A 17294-nucleotide genomic window follows, 5' to 3' on the forward strand; every position below is an offset into this window, starting at 1 on the left:
CGGTCGCCGGGGAGCCTGGAACCGGACATCGCCGGAGGTGTGCGCTTCTGGCTCACGCTCCCGTTTCGCTCCGGTGGATCTTCCGGTAGTCCGTCCCCTGCTTCTTCCCGGTACTCGTGTCCGTGTCGATGTTCTGCATGTGAGGTGTCGAGCAGCCCCCTCCTCGTGGAGAACCCGAAGAGTGCCGCTGGTGAAGGGACTCGGCTCCCAAGCCCCGCAGGAGGCCTTCCACGACCGTCATCACTCCGGACGGTGTCGGGCATGGCCAGGACAGCGTCCGTGTGGGCTCCGCCCAGCCGTTCGCAGAACTCCCCCACAAGGACACCCCCAGCCTCGACCAGTCCCTCCCCACCGGCACGAACATCGCCCATACCGATCAGCACGCCGCTGGCCTCCGGCACCACGCCACCGCACTCGATCAGCGGGCAGCCCACGCCCCTGGCCCGCTCGGCGAGCGGCTGCACGGCAACGCCGAACGCCCCCGTGACCTCGTCGACGCCCACCACCGCACCCGCATCACCCTCCAGGACGGAACCGCATGAGCCCCGCACCCGACGAACGCGACCGCATCCTGCAAGAGACGCCGCCACCAGTTGACCGTGGAGAACCGGCACCTGTGTGAAGCGCTGTCATGTGGACCTGAGGTAGGACTGTGACCCGCGCCTGTCAGCTGTGAGACGACGTGGTCGCTCCTGTACCGAGTGACCGACGCGAGTGAGCGGAACCAGATCAACCGTGACGACGTCGGCCATCCACACCCAGGACCAGAACAGGTGAGATCGTCGGTGCCCAGGCCGGCTGCGCCGAGCCGGCATCCGGTGCACTAGACCTCCTTTCTCGCCCGGTGCCTCGGACTGCTGGACGTACGTTCAACCTGAGTGATGTGGCAGCGGAACCCCCGTGACGGTGATCGAGCCGTTCAGTGCCGGATCCTGGGAGAAGACATGGGTCCACGCGACCTTCAGGCTTCGCGCCGATGTCGGGACGGTCTGATCCAGCGTCAACGTGTCGGAGACGGTGTCGCCGGCCGGCACGCTGATCGGTGCGAGCGGGTGTGCCGTGTAGGAGTTGCCCTGACCATCGGTCGCGGTGAAGTTGGAAAAAATCGGCAGGGTCACCGATGCGGCGGCGCCGTCGTGCGCGCTGACCGTCAGACTGACGTTCCCGCCGGCGTTGACGACCTTGACGACGGTCACGGTCAGGGCGCCGTCGGCGGCGGACCACGCGCCGGTGGCCGTCGCGGCGGGGAGCGGTGTGGGGGACGTCGTCCGGCTTCCGGTCCCGGAACCGGCCGGCTGGCCGAGCCCCTGGGCGATGGTCGGTGGTGTAGGCGGCTGGTCGTAGCTCTGCAACTCCCCGGCGATGCGCCCGCCCATGGAGGCGAAGCCGATCAGGAAGATGTTCAAGAAGACCAGGCCCGCCAGCATGGGCACGGTGCCTTGCTTGGCGCCGCGTTGGTCCACCACGCAGCGCATCGGGTTCCCCGCGCTGTAGCGGATCTTGACCGGATCGCCGGGGATCAGGAGTTTGTCGACCGCGCTGCGCATCGGTGAGGCGGTGATCAGCTCACCGGTCTGCGTGGTGAAGCGCACCACCGGGCGAATCGTGGTGGAGGACGAGCTCAACCGCGTGGCCGTGTCGACGTGATGGGTCACCGTGATGTTGATCCGCACGACCTCGCCGGTCGTGGGCACGCCGCTGTTCAGCAGCTGACTCCGGCGTGCCCACCACAAGAAGGCGCCGATATCGACGGCCAGCAGGCCGGCTAGCGGCAATAGCACGAATAGCAACCACATAACTGCCCCTCAACGTCAATCCCTCGAATCGTCAGGAGTCTTACCCTGCGCCGAATCCTGACGTCAAATTCGGTCCTTCAGCCGTGGTCACCCTTTGATTTGCGCGTTCCGACCGAAATATGCACAAGGATCCCGCAGTCCGACCGCGGTCGGTGGCACGTGACCAGGAGCATGGGGCCCGCGCTCTTGATTCGTTCCGGTAAAACTTCCGGTATTCCGTCCGGTTCTTCTTCCTGGTGTCCCTGTCCGCATCGATGTTTTGCTGTGCGCGGTGACTCTGCTGCGCAATTCCGAGATACCTCCGCCGCAAGGACCGCGACCGCGATGCCGAGGCGATCACTACGGTCTCCCCAGCCCGGATTGCCAAGTGGGTCACGAACCGCCGCCAAAGCCAGAGGCCGGCGGCGCAGTCCAACAGCACCTCAACACGCAGAACTTGACAGGGAACGGACCCGGCCGGATGACACGACCCACGCCATCCACGAGTCGCCGACCCTGTGCACCGAACGCGTCCACGAAACCCCCGCCCACGAGACCGCCCGGATCGGCCTGGGCCAGAGAGGTTCCCAGCAGCATCGCCGCAGGTCAGCGCCCCCAGGTAGACAACTTCAAGAAGATCTCTTCGTCGTCCCGGCTTCGCGTATCACGCCCCGCCTTGAGCGAGGCCCTCTCCGACTCACGCCTCGCCCAGTTCACGACCAAGATCCGGACCGTATACGGGCCAGAGCTCGCCGCCCCTTCTTCAAAGCCCGCATTCGTACTGGTCAGAGCCATGTGCGGCGTGTACCACCAGCAGGCCAAGAACCTACTGGTGAGCTACTCGCCGAAGAAGCTCGGCTTCTTCCAAGGGCAAACGAAAGGGTGCCTGACCTGGTAAAAATCCCGTCAGGCACCCTTCACAACCATCATTCAGGCAGCAAGGTGAAATGCTTCCTTACTCCCACTTTGCCCCACCGTCACCCCATCGCTGACCAGTTGGTCCGGAGTATTTCCGGGCCAACTCCAGGAACTTCGCGTAGTACCGGAAGGGCACCTGGATGCTCCGCCCGGCCCTGCGCGCGCATTCGGCCGTTCGTCCACGGTTACCCCGAATCGGGCAATCCATCCGGATCCTGAACGTCCAGGATCCGCCCCACCCGGAGGTCGGCGGAGAAGAAGTGATCGGCGGAGATCCGATCCTTGCGGTCTGTCAAGACGTTCCGTTGTTCCGATCGTTCAGTACGTTCTTGCGACTGGTCAGTACGTGGTCGATCAGGCCGTATTCAGCCGCCTGTTCGGCCGTGAGGATCTTGTCCCGCTCGATGTCCTGCTCTATCTGCTCCAGCGGCCGGCCGGAGTGACGGGCCAGGACGGTCTCCACCAGCGTGCGCACACGCTGGATCTCGCGGGCCTGGATCTCCAGATCGGAGATCTGTCCGCGCTCTCCCCCGCTGTGGGGTTGATGCAGCAGTACGCGTGACCCCGGCAGCGCAGCGCGTTTTCCGGGAGTGCCGGCGGCCAGGAGGACAGCGGCGACGGAGGCGGCCTGACCGATGCAGACTGTCTGGATGTCGGGCTTCACGAATTGCATCGTGTCGTAGATCGCTGTCATGGCGGTGTGGGAGCCGCCCGGCGAGTTTATGTAGAACGCGATGTCCCGATCCGGGTCCATGGATTCGAGACAGAGGAGCTGCGCCATGACGTCGTTGGCGGATGTGTCGTCGATCTCCGCTCCGAGGAACACGATGCGCTCCTCGAAGAGCTTGGAGTAAGGGTCGTACTCACGCGTTCCCTGTGCCGTGCGTTCGACGAAGCGGGGCACTATGTATCGGGCCTGCGGTGGCGTACCGCCGAATGCAGAGGCCGGACGATCGTGCAGGGCCATGGTCTCGGTTCCTCTTGGGGTCGGGTGTGACTGCGGTGGCCGGACGCGGTCGGCCCGGCTCGGTCCCTGAGGGGTGAGGGGGTCCTTGCCGGGCCGTTGTCCGTTCAGGACACGAGCGTGCCACCGGCCCCCGAGACACCAGAGGCGGACTTCATCACCGCGTCAATGAGCCCGTACTCCGCGGCTTCCTGTGCCGTGAACCACTTGTCGCGGTCCGAGTCCCTGGTGATCGTGTCGATGTCCTGTCCGGAATGCTGGGCGATCAGCGCCGCCATCTCCTGCTTGGTGCGCAGCAGTTGTTCGGCGTAGATCTTGATGTCACTGGCCGAGCCGCCGAGTCCGGCCGACGGCTGGTGCATGAGGATCTTGGTGTTGGGCAGGGCGTACCGCTTGCCCTTTGCGCCGGCGGTCAGCAGGAACTGGCCCATGGATGCGCAGAAGCCCATGGCGATCGTCACCACGTCGTTCCTGATGTAGTGCATGGTGTCGTACACGGCCATTCCCGCAGTGACCGAACCACCAGGAGAGTTGATGTAGAGGTAGATGTCTTCACTGGATTCCGCGGCGAGCATCAGCAACTGAGCCGTGAGCTTGTTCGCGATGTCGTCATCGACTTCCTTACCGAGGAAGACGATGCGGTCGCTCAGGAGTCGGCTGAACACTTGGTCACCCATTGCCATGCCGCTGATGCCGCCTTCGCCCCGCGGCATCTGCGAGGCAGACGAATAGTCGCGCGCTAAGGTCACTGAACCCCCAGAGATAATGGAGGCGGCGCTTGTGGCAGCCGCCCGGAGTCTTTCTCTTGCCTTTATATCCGCTGTCGCGAAATGCCGAATGTGTCGGCCTTTTGATTAACCGCGGATACCGTCCCAACGCTAACACGGCAGCTGGGACGTGTCCTCGATTCGGCAGCTGCTTAGCTGACAGCAGAGGACCATCAGGCAACGGACTCGACGGTGTCCCGGAATCGAGTGATGGCTGAAATGTGTTGTGCTTGAAGCTCCGGTTCGCTCACCCCGAGACCCTCCCTGGGGGCAGGGCGGAGGACGCCCACCTTTCCGTGGTGCCGGTTGCGATGGACGTCGAACGCGGCCTGGCCGCTGTCCGCCGACGTACAGACCCGGGACAGTGTTGGGCGGCCCCGCGCCTTGCAGGTGAGGCGGTTCGCCTCCCACACCCCGCGTTAGCCGGCGAAAGGGGACCCGGTGATCCGCTTCAGGGACATCCACAGGTAGCGGTTGTCGTACTCGTGCGTGTAACCGGTGGTGGATGCGCAGGTCACCACCGTGCCGCCCCGCCGGGTGACGTAGACGGGGGCTCCGAAGGTGTCCCGGCCTGGGTTCCAGCACGATGTCGACGTCCTCGCCACCGGTGAACTCGCGGATGCGGCTGCCGAACCGTCGCCACTCACGTGGGTTTTGCGTCCCGTCCACGTTCCAGAACCGGTAGTCCTCGGCGCTGCGGTCGATCACCACGTCCGCGCCCACCGTGCGGCACAGATCCGCCTTCGCCCGGTCGGACGCCACGCACACCGGCCGGGCGCCGCCGGCCAGGGCGAGTTGGGTCGCGTACGAGGCCAGCCCCCAGTCGCCCCCGAACCAGTACGTTGTCGCCCTGTTTCAGGTCGGCGCCGTTGCGGCTGACCAGCTGACGGTAGACGGTGGAGTTGACCAGTCCCGACGTGGCAGCCTCCCCCCATGTCAAGTGCCCCGCCTTGGGCATCAGTTGGTTGGACTCGACCGGAGCGATCTCGGCCAGTCCGCCGAAGTTCGCCTCGTAGCACCAGATCCGCTGCTCCGGGTCGAGCATGGTGTCGTCGTGGCCGTCCGCCGACTCCAGTTCCACGGACAGGCAGTGTGCGACGCCCTTGTCGCCGGGCCGCCAGGCGCGCACGCCCGGTCCGGTACGCAGCACGAATCCCGCCAGGTCGGAACCGATGACGTGGTACGGCAGATCGTGGCGATGCGCGAGCGGCGAAGTCCGGCCGTAACGCTTCAGCAAGGCGAACGTGGGCACCGGCTCGAAGACGGCGCTCCACACGGTGTTGTAGTTGACGGAACTGGCCATCACAGCGACCAGCACCTCGCCCGGCTCGGGCACCGGTACCTCCGCAAGATGCACGGACTTGCGCGGGTCTTTGTCGCGACTGTCCAGACCCGCGAAGTGTTCGGTCTCGTCCTTGCGCAGGGTGATGGCACGACACGACTCGAGAATTGGCAGTGCGGCGAAGTCATCCGGATCCGCCGCCTCGGTGACGACGGCCAATAACTCGTTCATGGAGGCTCCTGCGGGCAGGGCGTTCCCCATGAGCAGGAAGCGGTCGGCCGGTCCGCTTGCAGATTCTTCCCGACCATGCGCGTATTCCGCTACGGCCGCTCGGAAAAAGGTCCGCGGATTTTATCCCGCCGATGGGAACCACTCAACCCGGCGTGTGGTCAGTGGAATTGCGGTGGCTGGTATCGGGGCTACCAGGCTCCAGAATTTTTGGATGGCGCCCAACATACCGGGCAGAGTTCATCACCGCCGAACGGCCGCCGGCTCCGGGAGCCGAAGGCAGTCCGTGACAGCATCCATTCCTTTGACAGCCTGTCAACGCGATATCCGGGTGGCGCACGAGCCGTTTCCCAGCAGTCCGCAGTTCACGATCCACCTGAGCCAGCGATTTCTCGGGGAAATTGTCCACGACCTCTTGCTCACCCGCGGAGCGGAATATCGTGCGAGCCAACGACGCCTTTAGGCCGCGGTTCGCGGAGCGGGACGGCACTCCGTACGAGCGGACCGACGGATCACCGCCCGACGTCGAGGTGCTGGACCTCTCCGGCGACACGGATCCCGAGGCGAGCTGTGAGGCGTGGATCGCCGACGAGTCAGTACGGCCCTTCGACCTGAACGACGGGCCGCCGAGCCGGCCGGTGCTGCTCCGGGAGACGGACACCACCGTCCGGATCTTTCTCGCGGCGCACCTCCTGATCACCGATGCCTGGGGGCCCGTACCTCTTCTCCGACCAGGTCAGGCGGGAGTACGCCGGCCTTCGGGTGGCCGAGCCGGCAAGCTTCAGGGCACCGTCACCGCCGCAGTCATCAAGCGAGGGCTCCGGCCATGATCCATCGGGCAGAACCTGGGGCAGTCGGCCACGTGTCCGGCCGACTGCCCGTGCCTCGGTGCTCCGCTCAGTTCGTGTCGCGTGGGCACGGGTGTTGTGATCGGCTGCCCCATTCGGTGACGTTTCTTCCGATCGCGAACAGGCCGCACTTCATGGCGATCACCGGTCCGGTGTCCGTGTCGTGGACGACGTACAGCGGCTTGTCGAGGGGCACCCGGGTGGAGGTCTGGGTGCCGTTGAAGCTGAACACGCCCGTGGCGCCCTGGATCCCCTCGTGGACCTGGCCGATGCCTGAGTGCAGGATGCTGGAGATCGTGGCCCGGTCGAAGGCCTTGCTGCCCGAGTTCTGGTACGCCTCGTTCACGGCAGTGGACAGCACGTTCAGCGCGTCGAAGCCCAGCGCGGGCCAGCCGTCGGTGAACATGCCGTCCTGGGTGCCGAACTCCTTCTCGTACAAGCTGTCGAACTGCTTTGCCTGGACGTTCGGCTCGTCCAGCATGGGCACCGCGTGGGCCACGTGGTACAGGGTGAGGTTGCTGTACTTCGTGGTGGGCCGGGCGTCCGCGACGAGGGAATTGGTGATGTCGTCCCCACCCAGCACGGTGAGCTTGCCGCCGCAGGTGGGCAGGGCCTGGAAGTCGTACAGGAAGGCGATCAGCTCGGGGCCACGGGCCGCCCAGAAGACCACGGTGTCGCGTCGGGCCGCCAGCACGTCGCACACCCGCTGGGCCAGCGCGGCGGTGGAGTCCACGACGGTGACGTCCGGGTTCTTCACCGCGTCGCGGTCGGGGGCGTATCCGAGACGGGTGACAGGGCCCTGCACCTGATCCAGGAAGCGGCGTTGGAAGTCCTCCGCGAGATTCCGGCTGTAGATGTCGTCCGCGCTGGGATTCTCCACGACCACGGCCCCGCCGGCGATCGACCTGCGACCGTCCGGATGGACGACGACAGCCTGGCGGCTGACGAAGAGGGCGGCCGCGGCGGCCTCACGGTCGTTGATCGGGGCGGTCTGGTAGTACTGCTGGGACTGCTGGAGGAGCTGGTCCGCCGTGCCGGTGGTGCCGATCATCGGCACCGACGCGTCGTCGAACACCTTCATCGTGTCGAAGTTGCGCTGAAGGCTCATACCGAAGCCGACGGCGCCCGCCAGGTGGTCCTTGTCCCGGCGCGCGACGACCATCTTCGCCGCCGTGACCCCGGCCGCGTACTTCGGCCCGGTGTTGACCAGCAGCAGTTTCAGCCAGACCTTCCGGTTGTCCGCGAGCGCTGCGGCGTTGACCGACTTCTGAGCGAGAAGGACACCGCGGAGTTCCGGCAGGACGCCACGCTGCTGGGCCTGGTCCTTCTCCACGGCCGTGATGGCGCCTACGTAGGCCACCGTGCGGACGATGGATCCGCCTTTCTCCTGCTTGTCGGCGAGGCGGTTCTGCTCGGCGATCTCCTTGAACAGGGGCCGGAACTCCGGGGACATGCCGTCGAAGCGCTCGCGCCCGTCGCTCAGTCCGAGGCAGCCGGTTCTGGCCGGACCTGGGAATTGGTCCCCGGGGCACGGCGGGAGCACCAGTTCCTCGAAGTACTTGCTCGCGCCGGCTCCCGTGGCCAGGAGCACCAGCACGGTGCCGATCGCGCTGAGCACGAGTCCGGTCCGCGGGCCCCAACGGAACGTCTCCGTCTGTACGTTCGGGTGGCGGCGCAGCCAGGCGTCCGCACGCCGGTCGACCACCGGCGCGGAGACGCTGCCCGGCGCTCCGGCGGGGACGCCCTCGGGGCGGGGTACAGCCACCACGACCACAGAAGGGTCGCCGTCCCCGCTCCCGATGCGGTTCTGCAGTCGCTGCGCCGCCGTCTCCAGGTCCGTGCCCTCTCGTACCGGCACGCTCAGCTCCTCGGCCAGGCGCCGGTCGCCGGAGACGACCACCGACGTCGAGGTGGAGCCCCCGTCCCCTACGGCCTCCAGGTATTCGCTCAGGAAGCGGTGCACGGCGCCTGGCCTAGCGGGCGCGGCATGGGCCCCGCTCGACGGTGGCCGGTCCGCCCCCGTGAAGAACAGCACGAACCGAGCACCGCGCCGGCGTCGCCACGGCGAGAACAGACTGCGCCGCAGTGCCTCATCGAGGTCACCGAGGAGTGCCCTGATGAGGGCCTGCTCGACGCGGTCCGGGGTGGCGTACCGGCCGCCGGGCGCGAGGCTCTGGGCCGAGGCGAAGAAGTCCTTCACGGGACGGCCGCCGTGCCGGGCCCAGCGTGCGTACCAGCCGCGGCCTCGCCGGGGCAGCATGCGGCGGCGGACGCGGCGTCCGAACAACGGGCCGGCCATCAGTTCCCACAGGTCGACGGCGACGGCGAGGGGGCGCAGGACTCCGGCGCCGTGTTCACGCAGCCGTTCCCGCAGCAGCTTGCCGCCGTCGGCGCGTTGCAGATGCCTGGCGTACAGGTACCCGCGCAATTCCCGGCCGCGCCGCTCCGGCGCCTCCGTCAGCTCGGCACCGGCGATGTCACGCATCAGCCAGTACGAGGGGAACCGCAGACGGCCCGAGCCTGGCGGCATCGACTCGGGCAGGTCTGCGGCGAGCTGCTCGCACAGGTCGGCCACCGTGGTGGGGCCCGCGGCCTCCTCCACGAGCGCGTGCGGAGCCAGGACGGCATCGTCCGCGACGAGGCGTGCGGACAGCCCCAGCAGCATGGCGCGGGCCGGTTCGGTGGGCCCTTCCGACAGGAGCAGGAGAGCCGCCGCGGTCGACCGGCGACCGGATCTCGTGGTGACGAGCTGGTCCCACGCACGGACGAACCGGTCCGCGCCAGGAGACGGCGGGAAGGACGGGGGCACTTGCTGATCCATGCGGGGATTCAACTGGGGTCAGCGCGCACGCATGCGTGAAGTCACGAATTTTACCCAACTGAACATATATGTTCGTCATGCAGCCTTTCACGACGTATCCGTCGCACCGGCGGATGCCTCGGACCTTAAGCGTCCCCAGACCCGCGACGCGAGCGGGACTCCCGGACGTCGACCGCCAGGACGAGAACGGACACCGCGTCCGCCGTCCTGCGAGCCGCAGCAGCGGACCGTGACGCCAAACGTGACCGCTTGGTTCCCAAGTCCGGCGGCGCATTGGCGCATTCAGGAAAACTCTCGCACTTCGTAGCAACACTAACCAGTAGTACTAAATGCCTGCTTTCGGGACCAGACTGGCTCCCTGTATCTCCAGGGAGGGTATTGAGATGAAGACCACCACGCGTGTGCTGATTGCCGCAGTATCGGCGACCAGCCTCGTCCTAGGCGGCCTCGCGGCCACCGCAACAGCATCACCCAACTTGACGTTCGAATGCCCCGACTTGGCGCAGGGGTTGGCGGGTCCGTGTGTCGCCGCGCTGCAGGAGGCGCTCAACGCAAACGGCGCCAACCTGGTCGTCGACGGGATCGACGGGCCTCTCACCGCCAAGGCCACGCGCGCCTTCCAGACATCGCACGGCCTCGCCGTCGACGGGATCGCGGGCCCCGACACGAAGGCCGCGCTGACGACGGATGCCTCCGTCCCCACCCCGCACCTGACAGCTCCCGCGGACCCGCCTGCCCCAACGGTCACAGCTCCGGCGCAGGACGGATACAACAAAGCGGCGGACGGAGTCTGCAACCTTGTGGGAAAGGGGGTCGGTGCGGCGGTCTGGGTGGTTGCCGGGCTCGCTGATGGCGCCAAGACCTGGAACCCTGCGGCTGCCGCCGCAGCGGCAGCTGTGGGCCAGGAGGTCGGGAGCGGGGCAACGACGTGGGTCTGCAAGAACCTCGCGGAGATCCCTCCAGCGGGATGACCCGGACTGCACCATTTTCAGTGGTGTGAGGCGAAACGCAGAGAGGTCCAGGGGTGGGCTGGGAGACGGCGGTCAAGTCGTGCGATCTGATCGAGGCGATCGTCGCCGTCTCCGGCCTGCCAGTGCTCCAGGAGGATCAGAGGGCGGGGGAAGACCCACCGACCGGCTGCCTGGCCGCGCCTGGAAGCAGGGCCCGGCGCTCGCCCTCGGGCATCCGAGTGGACCTGTACAGCGTCATGTACGTGAGTATCCGGATCAAGGCACTGGAGGGTTCGAGGTGTTCTTCGGGCGCCCGGCGGACAGGATCATCGGCGAGGAGTACCTGTGACGGGTCGGTGAGAACGCGTGGGTCGTCGTTGACGATCGGGACGTGGGCGCTGAGCGATCAGGCGGAGCCATGGTCACGCTCGGTGGGAACGACCTCGACGAGATCCTGGCCCGCCTCGCCGCACACGGGATCGATCACGAAGCGGTCGAGACCATTGCATCTGTCCTGCTCAAATTGGGGTTGGAAAACGCTCAGTACCCTCACACCCCCGCCCGACGTCCCTTGTGACGATTCCGCCGGTTCGTTCGAGGACGATGCGATCCTTGTCCTCGACCTGCCGGCGTACGAGGTAGACACCCGGGGCGTGGCCCATGGCTCCGTGTTCGGGATGCAGGACCTAGGCCGTGGCGCTCTCGTGGACGGTGAAGCAGCCGACGTCGGCGCCAGTCTCCTCCCGCATCACCGCCAGGGCGTCATCCGTGAACGGCTCTACGAGCGGGGGCTACGCAGGGAAGCCTGGAGTCAGCCGTCGAGCCGGTTGAGCGAGGTCGGGAAGGAGCGCATATCTGGAGGCCCTTCTGGAATTCGGTCTTCCTCGCTTCGCTACGGGCATGGTGAGCGGTACGGCTCGGGGATGTAGAGGCCACGTTCCTGTGGGGTCAGGGGGGCTCCGGCCCGTGTGCACACGCTGCCGGCGACGGCGTCGATGTCGGTGGGGCGGATGAGGAGCGTCCTGACGGCTGGATTGACGGCGATCATCATGCCGGTGCTGGCGAGGGTGGCCCGGCCGGTGTCGCCGCTGTAGACGATGGTGACGTCTGGTTGCCGGGTGCCTGAGATGCGCCACAGCCGAGCGGGGCCTTCCGTTGCTGTGGAGGTGAGCAGGCGCGTGCCGTCCGGGCTGAGGTCGACCGCGACGGGCGCCGTGTGCCCTCGCAGAGTGCGGGGTTTCGCCGCTCGGCGCCGCAGGTCCCAGAGGTAGGCGTTGTTGTCGTGGCTGCCGGCGGCGAGGAGGGTGCCGTCGTCGTTCGCGGACAGACTTCCGACGGCGCCGCCGCGCACGGGCAGGGCGAAGAGGCGGGGGTGAGTGCGGGAGGACGTGGTGTCCCAGAGCTGTACGCCTTGCTGATAGGTGCCGATGGCGACCGTCTTGGTGTCGCCGAGGAAGGTGAGGCTCAGGACGTTGACGAACTCCTTGCGCGTCAGGTGGGCGATGGCTGGCGGGGCGGACGAGGCGCTGGGCCGGGTGATGTCCCAGGCGATGGCGGTGGCGTCGTTGCCGCCGGTCACCAGGGTTGTCGCGGCACGGCTGAAGGCGAGGCTGGTGATGGAGTTGTCGCCGTGCGCGTACCAGTGGCTGAGCCGCTTCGGGTGGCGGGGCTTGGTGATGTCCCACAAGCAGACGGGCGTACGGGCGCTGAACCCGGACGCTGCGACGGCCGCCAGGTGGCCGTCGCGGCTGATGGCGGCGGCATCGAGCGGGCGTCCGTCGCAGTCCATGGGGCCCTGGGGGCGGGGCTGGTCGTGGGTGGTGTCCCAGAGCCTGGCGGTGCCGTCGTCGCTGGTGGTGACGGCGAGTGGCCGGTCGTGGCTGGTCTGCAGGGTGGTGATCGCGTCTCGGTGGCCCACCGGTGGGACAACCGAGTGCCAGAGGTAGGCGCCGCCGTCGGGGGTCGAGGCGTGCAGTGAGGTGCCGTCGGCTCCGAAGGCCAGGCCTTCTCCGGCCCGCGCGGGCAAGGGCAGCGGAAGGGGACCCCAGTGGTCGGCGGTGTTCCACAGGCGTACGGTGCTGTCGCTCTCGCCGACCGCCAGGGTGCGCCCGTCCGGGGTGAGGGCGAGGTCGATGGCGATGTTGGGGGACGCGTACAGCCAGTTGAGGCGGCCGGTCACCGCGTGGGTGTCGACGGGGGCGAGCCAGACGGGGCAGGTCCTGCCATAGGCGGTCAGGGCGAGTGTGTGGCCGTCGGCGCTCAGCGCGACCGCGTAGAGCGTGGGCCGGCTGTCCGGCACGTCGACGCGGTGCCGCGCGGGGTTCCGGGGATCGGTGAGTCCCCAGGTGAAGGCCTGGTGGTCCGTGCCGATGGTGGCCAGGACGCGGCCGTCCCTGCTGAGCGACAGGTCGGTGATCTGCCCGGTGTGGCCCTGCCAGCGGTGCAACAGGGACGGACGGCTGGTCCGGGTGGCGTCCCACAGGCTCAGGACGCCCGAGGCGTCGCCGGTGACCAGCCGGGTTCCGTCCAAGCTGAACGCCATGCCGGTGACCTTGCCGACACTGCCGGGCAGCGTCCACGGCGGGTCGTGGGCGAGCGCGTCGCGCAGGTTCCACATCCGTACGGGACCGGTGGCGGCGGCGACCGCCATGACGCCGTGTGGGTCGATGGCGATGCGGGTGACCGCTGAGAGGGACACGCGGAGGATCACGGGTCGGTGCGGTGCCGGTCCGCGGGTGTCCCAGACGGCGACCCGGCCGCGCCGGGTGCCTGCCGCGATCAGCCGGTGGTCGGGGCCCATCGCCGAGACCGTCACGTCCGTGCCGCCGCCCAGATAGCGGGTGACATACGGCGTGGACGACGAGCTGAGCAGGGCGCCGTCGGCTTCGGCCGAGCGGGCCGCCTTGCGGGCGGCGAGTGCCAGCTGCGCGGCGAGGGCGGGGTCGGCACGGCGTACGGCGTCCGACTGGGCGACCAGCCTGGCGGAGGTCGCCTGGTCACGCCGGGTGTCGGCCTCCCCCTTCTGGACGACGGCGGATATCAGCGCCGCCGTGGCGGCCAGAAACAGAGCCACCAGAGCCGCCACAAGACGGCGCAGCCGACGGATACCGCGCTGCTCGTGTCGGCGGCCCGTCCTGAGGAAGGCAGCGACCAGCGGTGTCGTACGCGCCGGATGGGCGGCGGACCACTCCTCGGCGGCGGCCAGACGGCTGCCGCGGAAGAGCAGGCTGTCGTCACGGTCTCCGCCGTTCCAGGCGGAGGCCGCGTCGGCCAGTTCCTGACGCAGGAGCAGACCGGCGCGGTCGGCGTCGATCCACTGGCGTAATCGTGGCCAGGCGTGCAGCAGCGCCTCGTGGCTGATCTCCACGGACCCTGCGTCGGCGGTCAGCAGGCGGGCGCGGGTGAACTCCTCGACCACGGGCAACACCGCGGGTTCGTGGTGCTCTGTGTGGTCGATGCGCCGGCGAGTGTCGGCTTCGCTGCCGTCGCCGACCCGTACCAGGCTCAGCAGCACGCGCCGGGCCGTCTCGCGCCCGGCGGGGGTGAGTTGTGCGTAGGCGCGTTCCGCCGTGGTTGCCACGGCCCGGTGGACACCGCCCGTGGCTTCGTAGCCGGCGACGGTGAGCCTGCCGTCGTCGCGGTGCTGCCAGGTGGCGCGTAATGCGTGGGAGAGCAGTGGCAGGGCCCCGGTTTCGCAGTCGCGTGCTCCGAGGTCCTTCATGAGGACGTTGACCAGTCCTGGTTCCAGGGTCAGACCGGCCGCTGCGGCGGGTTCGGTGATGGCCTGGCGCATCTCCTGGGCCGTCATCGGCCCCAGGGGCAGGGAACGGACACGCAGTGCCTCGCGCAACCGCGGGTGGGTCAGGCAGCGGCCGTAGAAGTCGGCCCGCATGCCGATGACCACGGGGAGGCCGCCCCGGGCCAGGTCGCACAGCTGGTCGGCGAAGGATTCACGTTCGCCCTCCGGGGCCAGGGTGAACAGTTCCTCGAACTGGTCCACGATCAGCAGGGCATGGTCGGACAACGGCCTGCGGCCGGCCTGCTCCCGCAGCTCGCGTACCGGATGGGCGGTGGGGGTGAGGTAGAGCACGGACGGCTCGCCCGGTACCCGGCCCGGCAGCGCTCCCTGGGCCACCGCCGGGGCGAGACCGGCGCGCAGCAGGGAGGACTTACCGACACCGGAGGGCCCCAGCACCATCACCGGATGCCCCTCGCTGCCTACGTCCCCGAGCAGGCACACCAGGTCGGACAGGGCCTGGGCACGTCCGAAGAACCAGTTCGCGTCCTGCGTGCGAAACGGCGCCAGCCCCCGGTAGGGGCAGGTGGCAGGCATACCGACGGCGAGCGCCAGCAGTTCACCGCCGGCCCCGAGCCTCTCGTCACAGCGGCGGGCGAACAACTCGTCCGGCCGCCGGTGCCCGTTCTCGACCCTGCTGATGAATCCCTTGTCGCTGAAGACCGCCTCAGCCAGCGCCTTCAGCGACATGCCCGCGGCTGTGCGCCTGCGGCGCAGCTCCGAGCCGAAAGTCACCTCGCCATCAGGATCGCCGTCCGGATTCATACCCTCCCACCCCTGCCTGACGGAAAGACACCGCCGCATCACCCAACGACGGCGGGTACGCCGCCGTAACGCAACAGGTCAGGAGGCGTTGCGGGGTTGCGGCCCATTCAGCAAAACGCAACCGCTATCGGCCGGCCGCGGATGGTCGAAACATCGGAGCAGCGGCTCCCCGGGACACCTCGGCCGCCGCATCCCACCCCTGTGAGTCACAGCGGGGGCAGCACGCTGCCACCCGCCGGACGGCTCACCCGACCGGAAGGACCACGTCATGTCCGTCCTGCTTCGTCGCCCCGGGCAGACCTGCTCGGGCATCCTGCTCAGCGCCGCCCCGCTCGCCGACGGTGCCGCTCCTGCGGCACGGGCCGCCTCGGCCAACACCGCCCGGCACCCGGCCGTTTCCTCCGCGTCGCCCGCAGCGTCCGACGCGCACCTGCAGAACACCGACGGCACTGTCACTGTCGCGCTCCCCGGGCCCACCCGCGGCGCCGCCGCCCTCGACAGGCCCCGCGACGCTTTCCGCGCCGTGGCCGCGTGGAGCGGCTGACCGTGGAGTTCCACTCCTGGGGAGCCGTCCTGCGGCTGCAGAAGCCCTACGTCGACAAGTTGGTGAGGCTGCTGCGCACCGGGGCCGGCGCTGCGGCCGTGGCCAATCTCTTCCCCCCGCTCGCGGGATACGCCGCGGCGCTGTCTGCGGTCCTGAGCCTGGGCGCCGCAGTCATCGAAAACTGTGCCGGCCCCCGCGGAGTCGACCTCTACCTGAGTTACAGCGGTCTGCCCTGGTGCTCCGAACTCTGACCTGTCCCCTTACCCCGGCGCCGGCTCTCCACGAGCCGGCGTCGCGCCCGCCCACCGCCCGCCCTGTCCTTGAACCGGGAGCTGGACCATGTGCCCGTGCCGGACCGTCTCGCGCCGCGGAACCCGCTGCGTGATCGTCCTCGTTGTCTTCGTCGCCACTGCGACAGCCCTCATCGCGTACGACTCCGCAGCCGCGACCGGACGTCATCGCCGCCCACGACGGCTCAGCTACCGGGACGCCTGCTCGAAGGCGTAACCATGCGTGTACGCGGTGCGCCTGGTGTGGTCGACGGTGTCCCCGTAGGTGCCGCCGTGGACCAGGACGGGTTCACCGCTGTGGTGCCGGACGAGCAGAGAGAGCCGCAGCCTGCCGCAGCCGACCGGCAGGGACGACTTGGCCAGGGTGAGCGAGTTCGGCACCGTCCGGTGGTGTTCGGAGCGCGTGATCGTGGAAGTGGTCACCGGCCCGCGCAGCGGCATGCCGCACGACCTGCCGTCCGGAGTCTGCGGCTGCGCCTCCACCCACGTGGACACCTTGCTGGGCTCAGTGCCCTCGTAGACGCATTCGGCGTAAGGAGGCCTGCTGCCCTGATTGCAGGTACTCAGCTGCACGTCCTGGCGCACTGTCACGTACGGTTGTGAACTGGTGGGCGTGTATGGATGGCCGTTGGTACGCAGCAGGCTCTGGCGGCTGCCGCCCACCGCATAGTTGTTCTTCAGGAACCACTGGCCGATCGCGCCGGCTGGAGTCGCGGTGGTCACGCGGACAGCACCCCGTGGCGCAGTCAAACGCACGTCCACGGGCCCGTGCCGCTGGATCGTGGAGTTGAACTTGACCTCCACCTTGCAGGTGTACATCACGCTTCCGGTGGACTGCGGGGCCTTGAACACCCACCGCAGGACCGGACTGACCGTGTCATGGAAACCGGGTGCGATGTTGTCCCCGAAATGCACTCCGTCGGGGCGCCCGAGGGGGATCTGTGGGCAGGACAGGAAAGCACCAGCCTCCACATTCTGCCCGCGTGCAAGACGGGTGACGGCCGTCATGGAGAAGGAGCTGACGTCCATGACGACCCGCTGCCGGGGCCGGGCCACAAACCGCACCGAGGCTCCCGGCACTTCGAACCACGTGTCCTCGCGCCGCGGGAGACGGCTGCCGGCCAGCACGTCGTGGAACACCGTCACAACCGGATCCGGGTCGGCAGCCCGTAGCGGCGTGATCGCCGCCGCGCCCCCAGCGGGCCCGGCTGCCGCCACCAAGGCCATGACCACAGGTGTCCCACGCCGCAGAACGGACCTGACCAGGGGCGCTACCTGCCGTGCGGTGCAACTCATCTGAAGGGTCTCCATCAGGGACGGTGCCATGGCTTGCCGGCTGTGCAACG

General features: G+C 68.2%; 11 protein-coding genes and 1 pseudogene. 5 read left to right on the top strand and 7 right to left on the bottom strand.

Features of this window, described 5'->3' with window-relative positions; all coding sequences use genetic code 11:
• Positions 1-281: 281 nt before the first annotated feature.
• On the top strand, positions 282-542 hold the full coding sequence (locus ACIQBL_RS20045; RefSeq protein WP_401943552.1) for a hypothetical protein: 261 nt from the start codon (positions 282-284) through the stop codon (positions 540-542).
• Between the two features lie 327 nt (positions 543-869).
• Here ACIQBL_RS20045 and ACIQBL_RS20050 read toward each other — a convergent pair whose 3' ends face one another.
• The 4 genes and pseudogenes from ACIQBL_RS20050 to ccrA form a co-directional block, all read right to left on the bottom strand.
• Positions 870-1781 carry a DUF3592 domain-containing protein gene (locus tag ACIQBL_RS20050; RefSeq protein ID WP_401943555.1) on the bottom strand — a complete coding sequence of 304 codons (912 nt, stop codon included), beginning with the start codon at positions 1779-1781 and terminating at the stop codon, positions 870-872.
• 1204 nt (positions 1782-2985) lie between these two features.
• Positions 2986-3660 carry an ATP-dependent Clp protease proteolytic subunit gene (locus ACIQBL_RS20055; RefSeq protein WP_401943557.1) on the bottom strand — a complete coding sequence of 225 codons (675 nt, stop codon included), beginning with the start codon at positions 3658-3660 and terminating at the stop codon, positions 2986-2988.
• Between the two features lie 104 nt (positions 3661-3764).
• Positions 3765-4370: an ATP-dependent Clp protease proteolytic subunit gene (locus ACIQBL_RS20060; protein WP_401944036.1), complete on the bottom strand. Its 606-nt coding sequence runs from the start codon at positions 4368-4370 to the stop codon at positions 3765-3767.
• Between the two features lie 227 nt (positions 4371-4597).
• Positions 4598-5937, bottom strand: a pseudogene (ccrA, locus tag ACIQBL_RS20065) (crotonyl-CoA carboxylase/reductase).
• A gap of 398 nt (positions 5938-6335) precedes the next feature.
• Here ccrA and ACIQBL_RS20070 point away from each other — a divergent pair.
• Positions 6336-6764 (top strand): condensation domain-containing protein, encoded by a 429-nt coding sequence (locus ACIQBL_RS20070; RefSeq protein ID WP_401943560.1) that lies wholly within the window; start codon positions 6336-6338, stop codon positions 6762-6764.
• Between the two features lie 67 nt (positions 6765-6831).
• Here ACIQBL_RS20070 and ACIQBL_RS20075 read toward each other — a convergent pair whose 3' ends face one another.
• Positions 6832-9603 carry a hypothetical protein gene (locus ACIQBL_RS20075; protein ID WP_401943561.1) on the bottom strand — a complete coding sequence of 924 codons (2772 nt, stop codon included), beginning with the start codon at positions 9601-9603 and terminating at the stop codon, positions 6832-6834.
• 383 nt (positions 9604-9986) lie between these two features.
• Between ACIQBL_RS20075 and ACIQBL_RS20080 the strand changes: the two genes are divergently transcribed.
• Entirely contained in the window at positions 9987-10574 is a 588-nt protein-coding gene (locus tag ACIQBL_RS20080; RefSeq protein WP_401943564.1) for a peptidoglycan-binding protein, read from the top strand.
• Between the two features lie 871 nt (positions 10575-11445).
• On the opposite strand, the gene ACIQBL_RS20085 is transcribed toward ACIQBL_RS20080, so the two are convergent.
• Positions 11446-15084: a helix-turn-helix domain-containing protein gene (locus tag ACIQBL_RS20085; protein ID WP_401943565.1), complete on the bottom strand. Its 3639-nt coding sequence runs from the start codon at positions 15082-15084 to the stop codon at positions 11446-11448.
• A gap of 298 nt (positions 15085-15382) precedes the next feature.
• Between ACIQBL_RS20085 and ACIQBL_RS20090 the strand changes: the two genes are divergently transcribed.
• Both ACIQBL_RS20090 and ACIQBL_RS20095 read left to right on the top strand, forming a co-directional pair.
• Entirely contained in the window at positions 15383-15658 is a 276-nt protein-coding gene (locus ACIQBL_RS20090; protein ID WP_401943568.1) for a hypothetical protein, read from the top strand.
• Positions 15646-15909, top strand: coding sequence for a hypothetical protein (locus ACIQBL_RS20095; RefSeq protein WP_401943570.1), 264 nt, complete (start codon positions 15646-15648; stop codon positions 15907-15909). The genes ACIQBL_RS20090 and ACIQBL_RS20095 overlap by 13 nt, the downstream gene beginning before the upstream one ends.
• Before the next feature lie 228 nt (positions 15910-16137).
• On the opposite strand, the gene ACIQBL_RS20100 is transcribed toward ACIQBL_RS20095, so the two are convergent.
• Positions 16138-17175: a hypothetical protein gene (locus tag ACIQBL_RS20100; protein WP_401943572.1), complete on the bottom strand. Its 1038-nt coding sequence runs from the start codon at positions 17173-17175 to the stop codon at positions 16138-16140.
• Positions 17176-17294: the final 119 nt, after the last annotated feature.

Origin of the sequence: Streptomyces sp. NPDC088350 (genome assembly GCF_044753545.1) — a bacterium.
GTDB lineage: Bacteria > Actinomycetota > Actinomycetes > Streptomycetales > Streptomycetaceae > Streptomyces.

What these genes read in the sequence shown, in the direction of transcription:
- ACIQBL_RS20055 (WP_401943557.1), bottom strand. Translation starts at nt 3,660, where the DNA reads ATGGCCCTGCACGATCGTCCGGCCTCTGCATTCGGCGGTACGCCACCG.
- ACIQBL_RS20060 (WP_401944036.1), bottom strand. Translation starts at nt 4,370, where the DNA reads ATGCCGCGGGGCGAAGGCGGCATCAGCGGCATGGCAATGGGTGACCAA.
- ACIQBL_RS20075 (WP_401943561.1), bottom strand. Translation starts at nt 9,603, where the DNA reads ATGGATCAGCAAGTGCCCCCGTCCTTCCCGCCGTCTCCTGGCGCGGAC.
- ACIQBL_RS20080 (WP_401943564.1), top strand. Translation starts at nt 9,987, where the DNA reads ATGAAGACCACCACGCGTGTGCTGATTGCCGCAGTATCGGCGACCAGC.
- ACIQBL_RS20090 (WP_401943568.1), top strand. Translation starts at nt 15,383, where the DNA reads ATGTCCGTCCTGCTTCGTCGCCCCGGGCAGACCTGCTCGGGCATCCTG.
- ACIQBL_RS20100 (WP_401943572.1), bottom strand. Translation starts at nt 17,175, where the DNA reads ATGGCCTTGGTGGCGGCAGCCGGGCCCGCTGGGGGCGCGGCGGCGATC.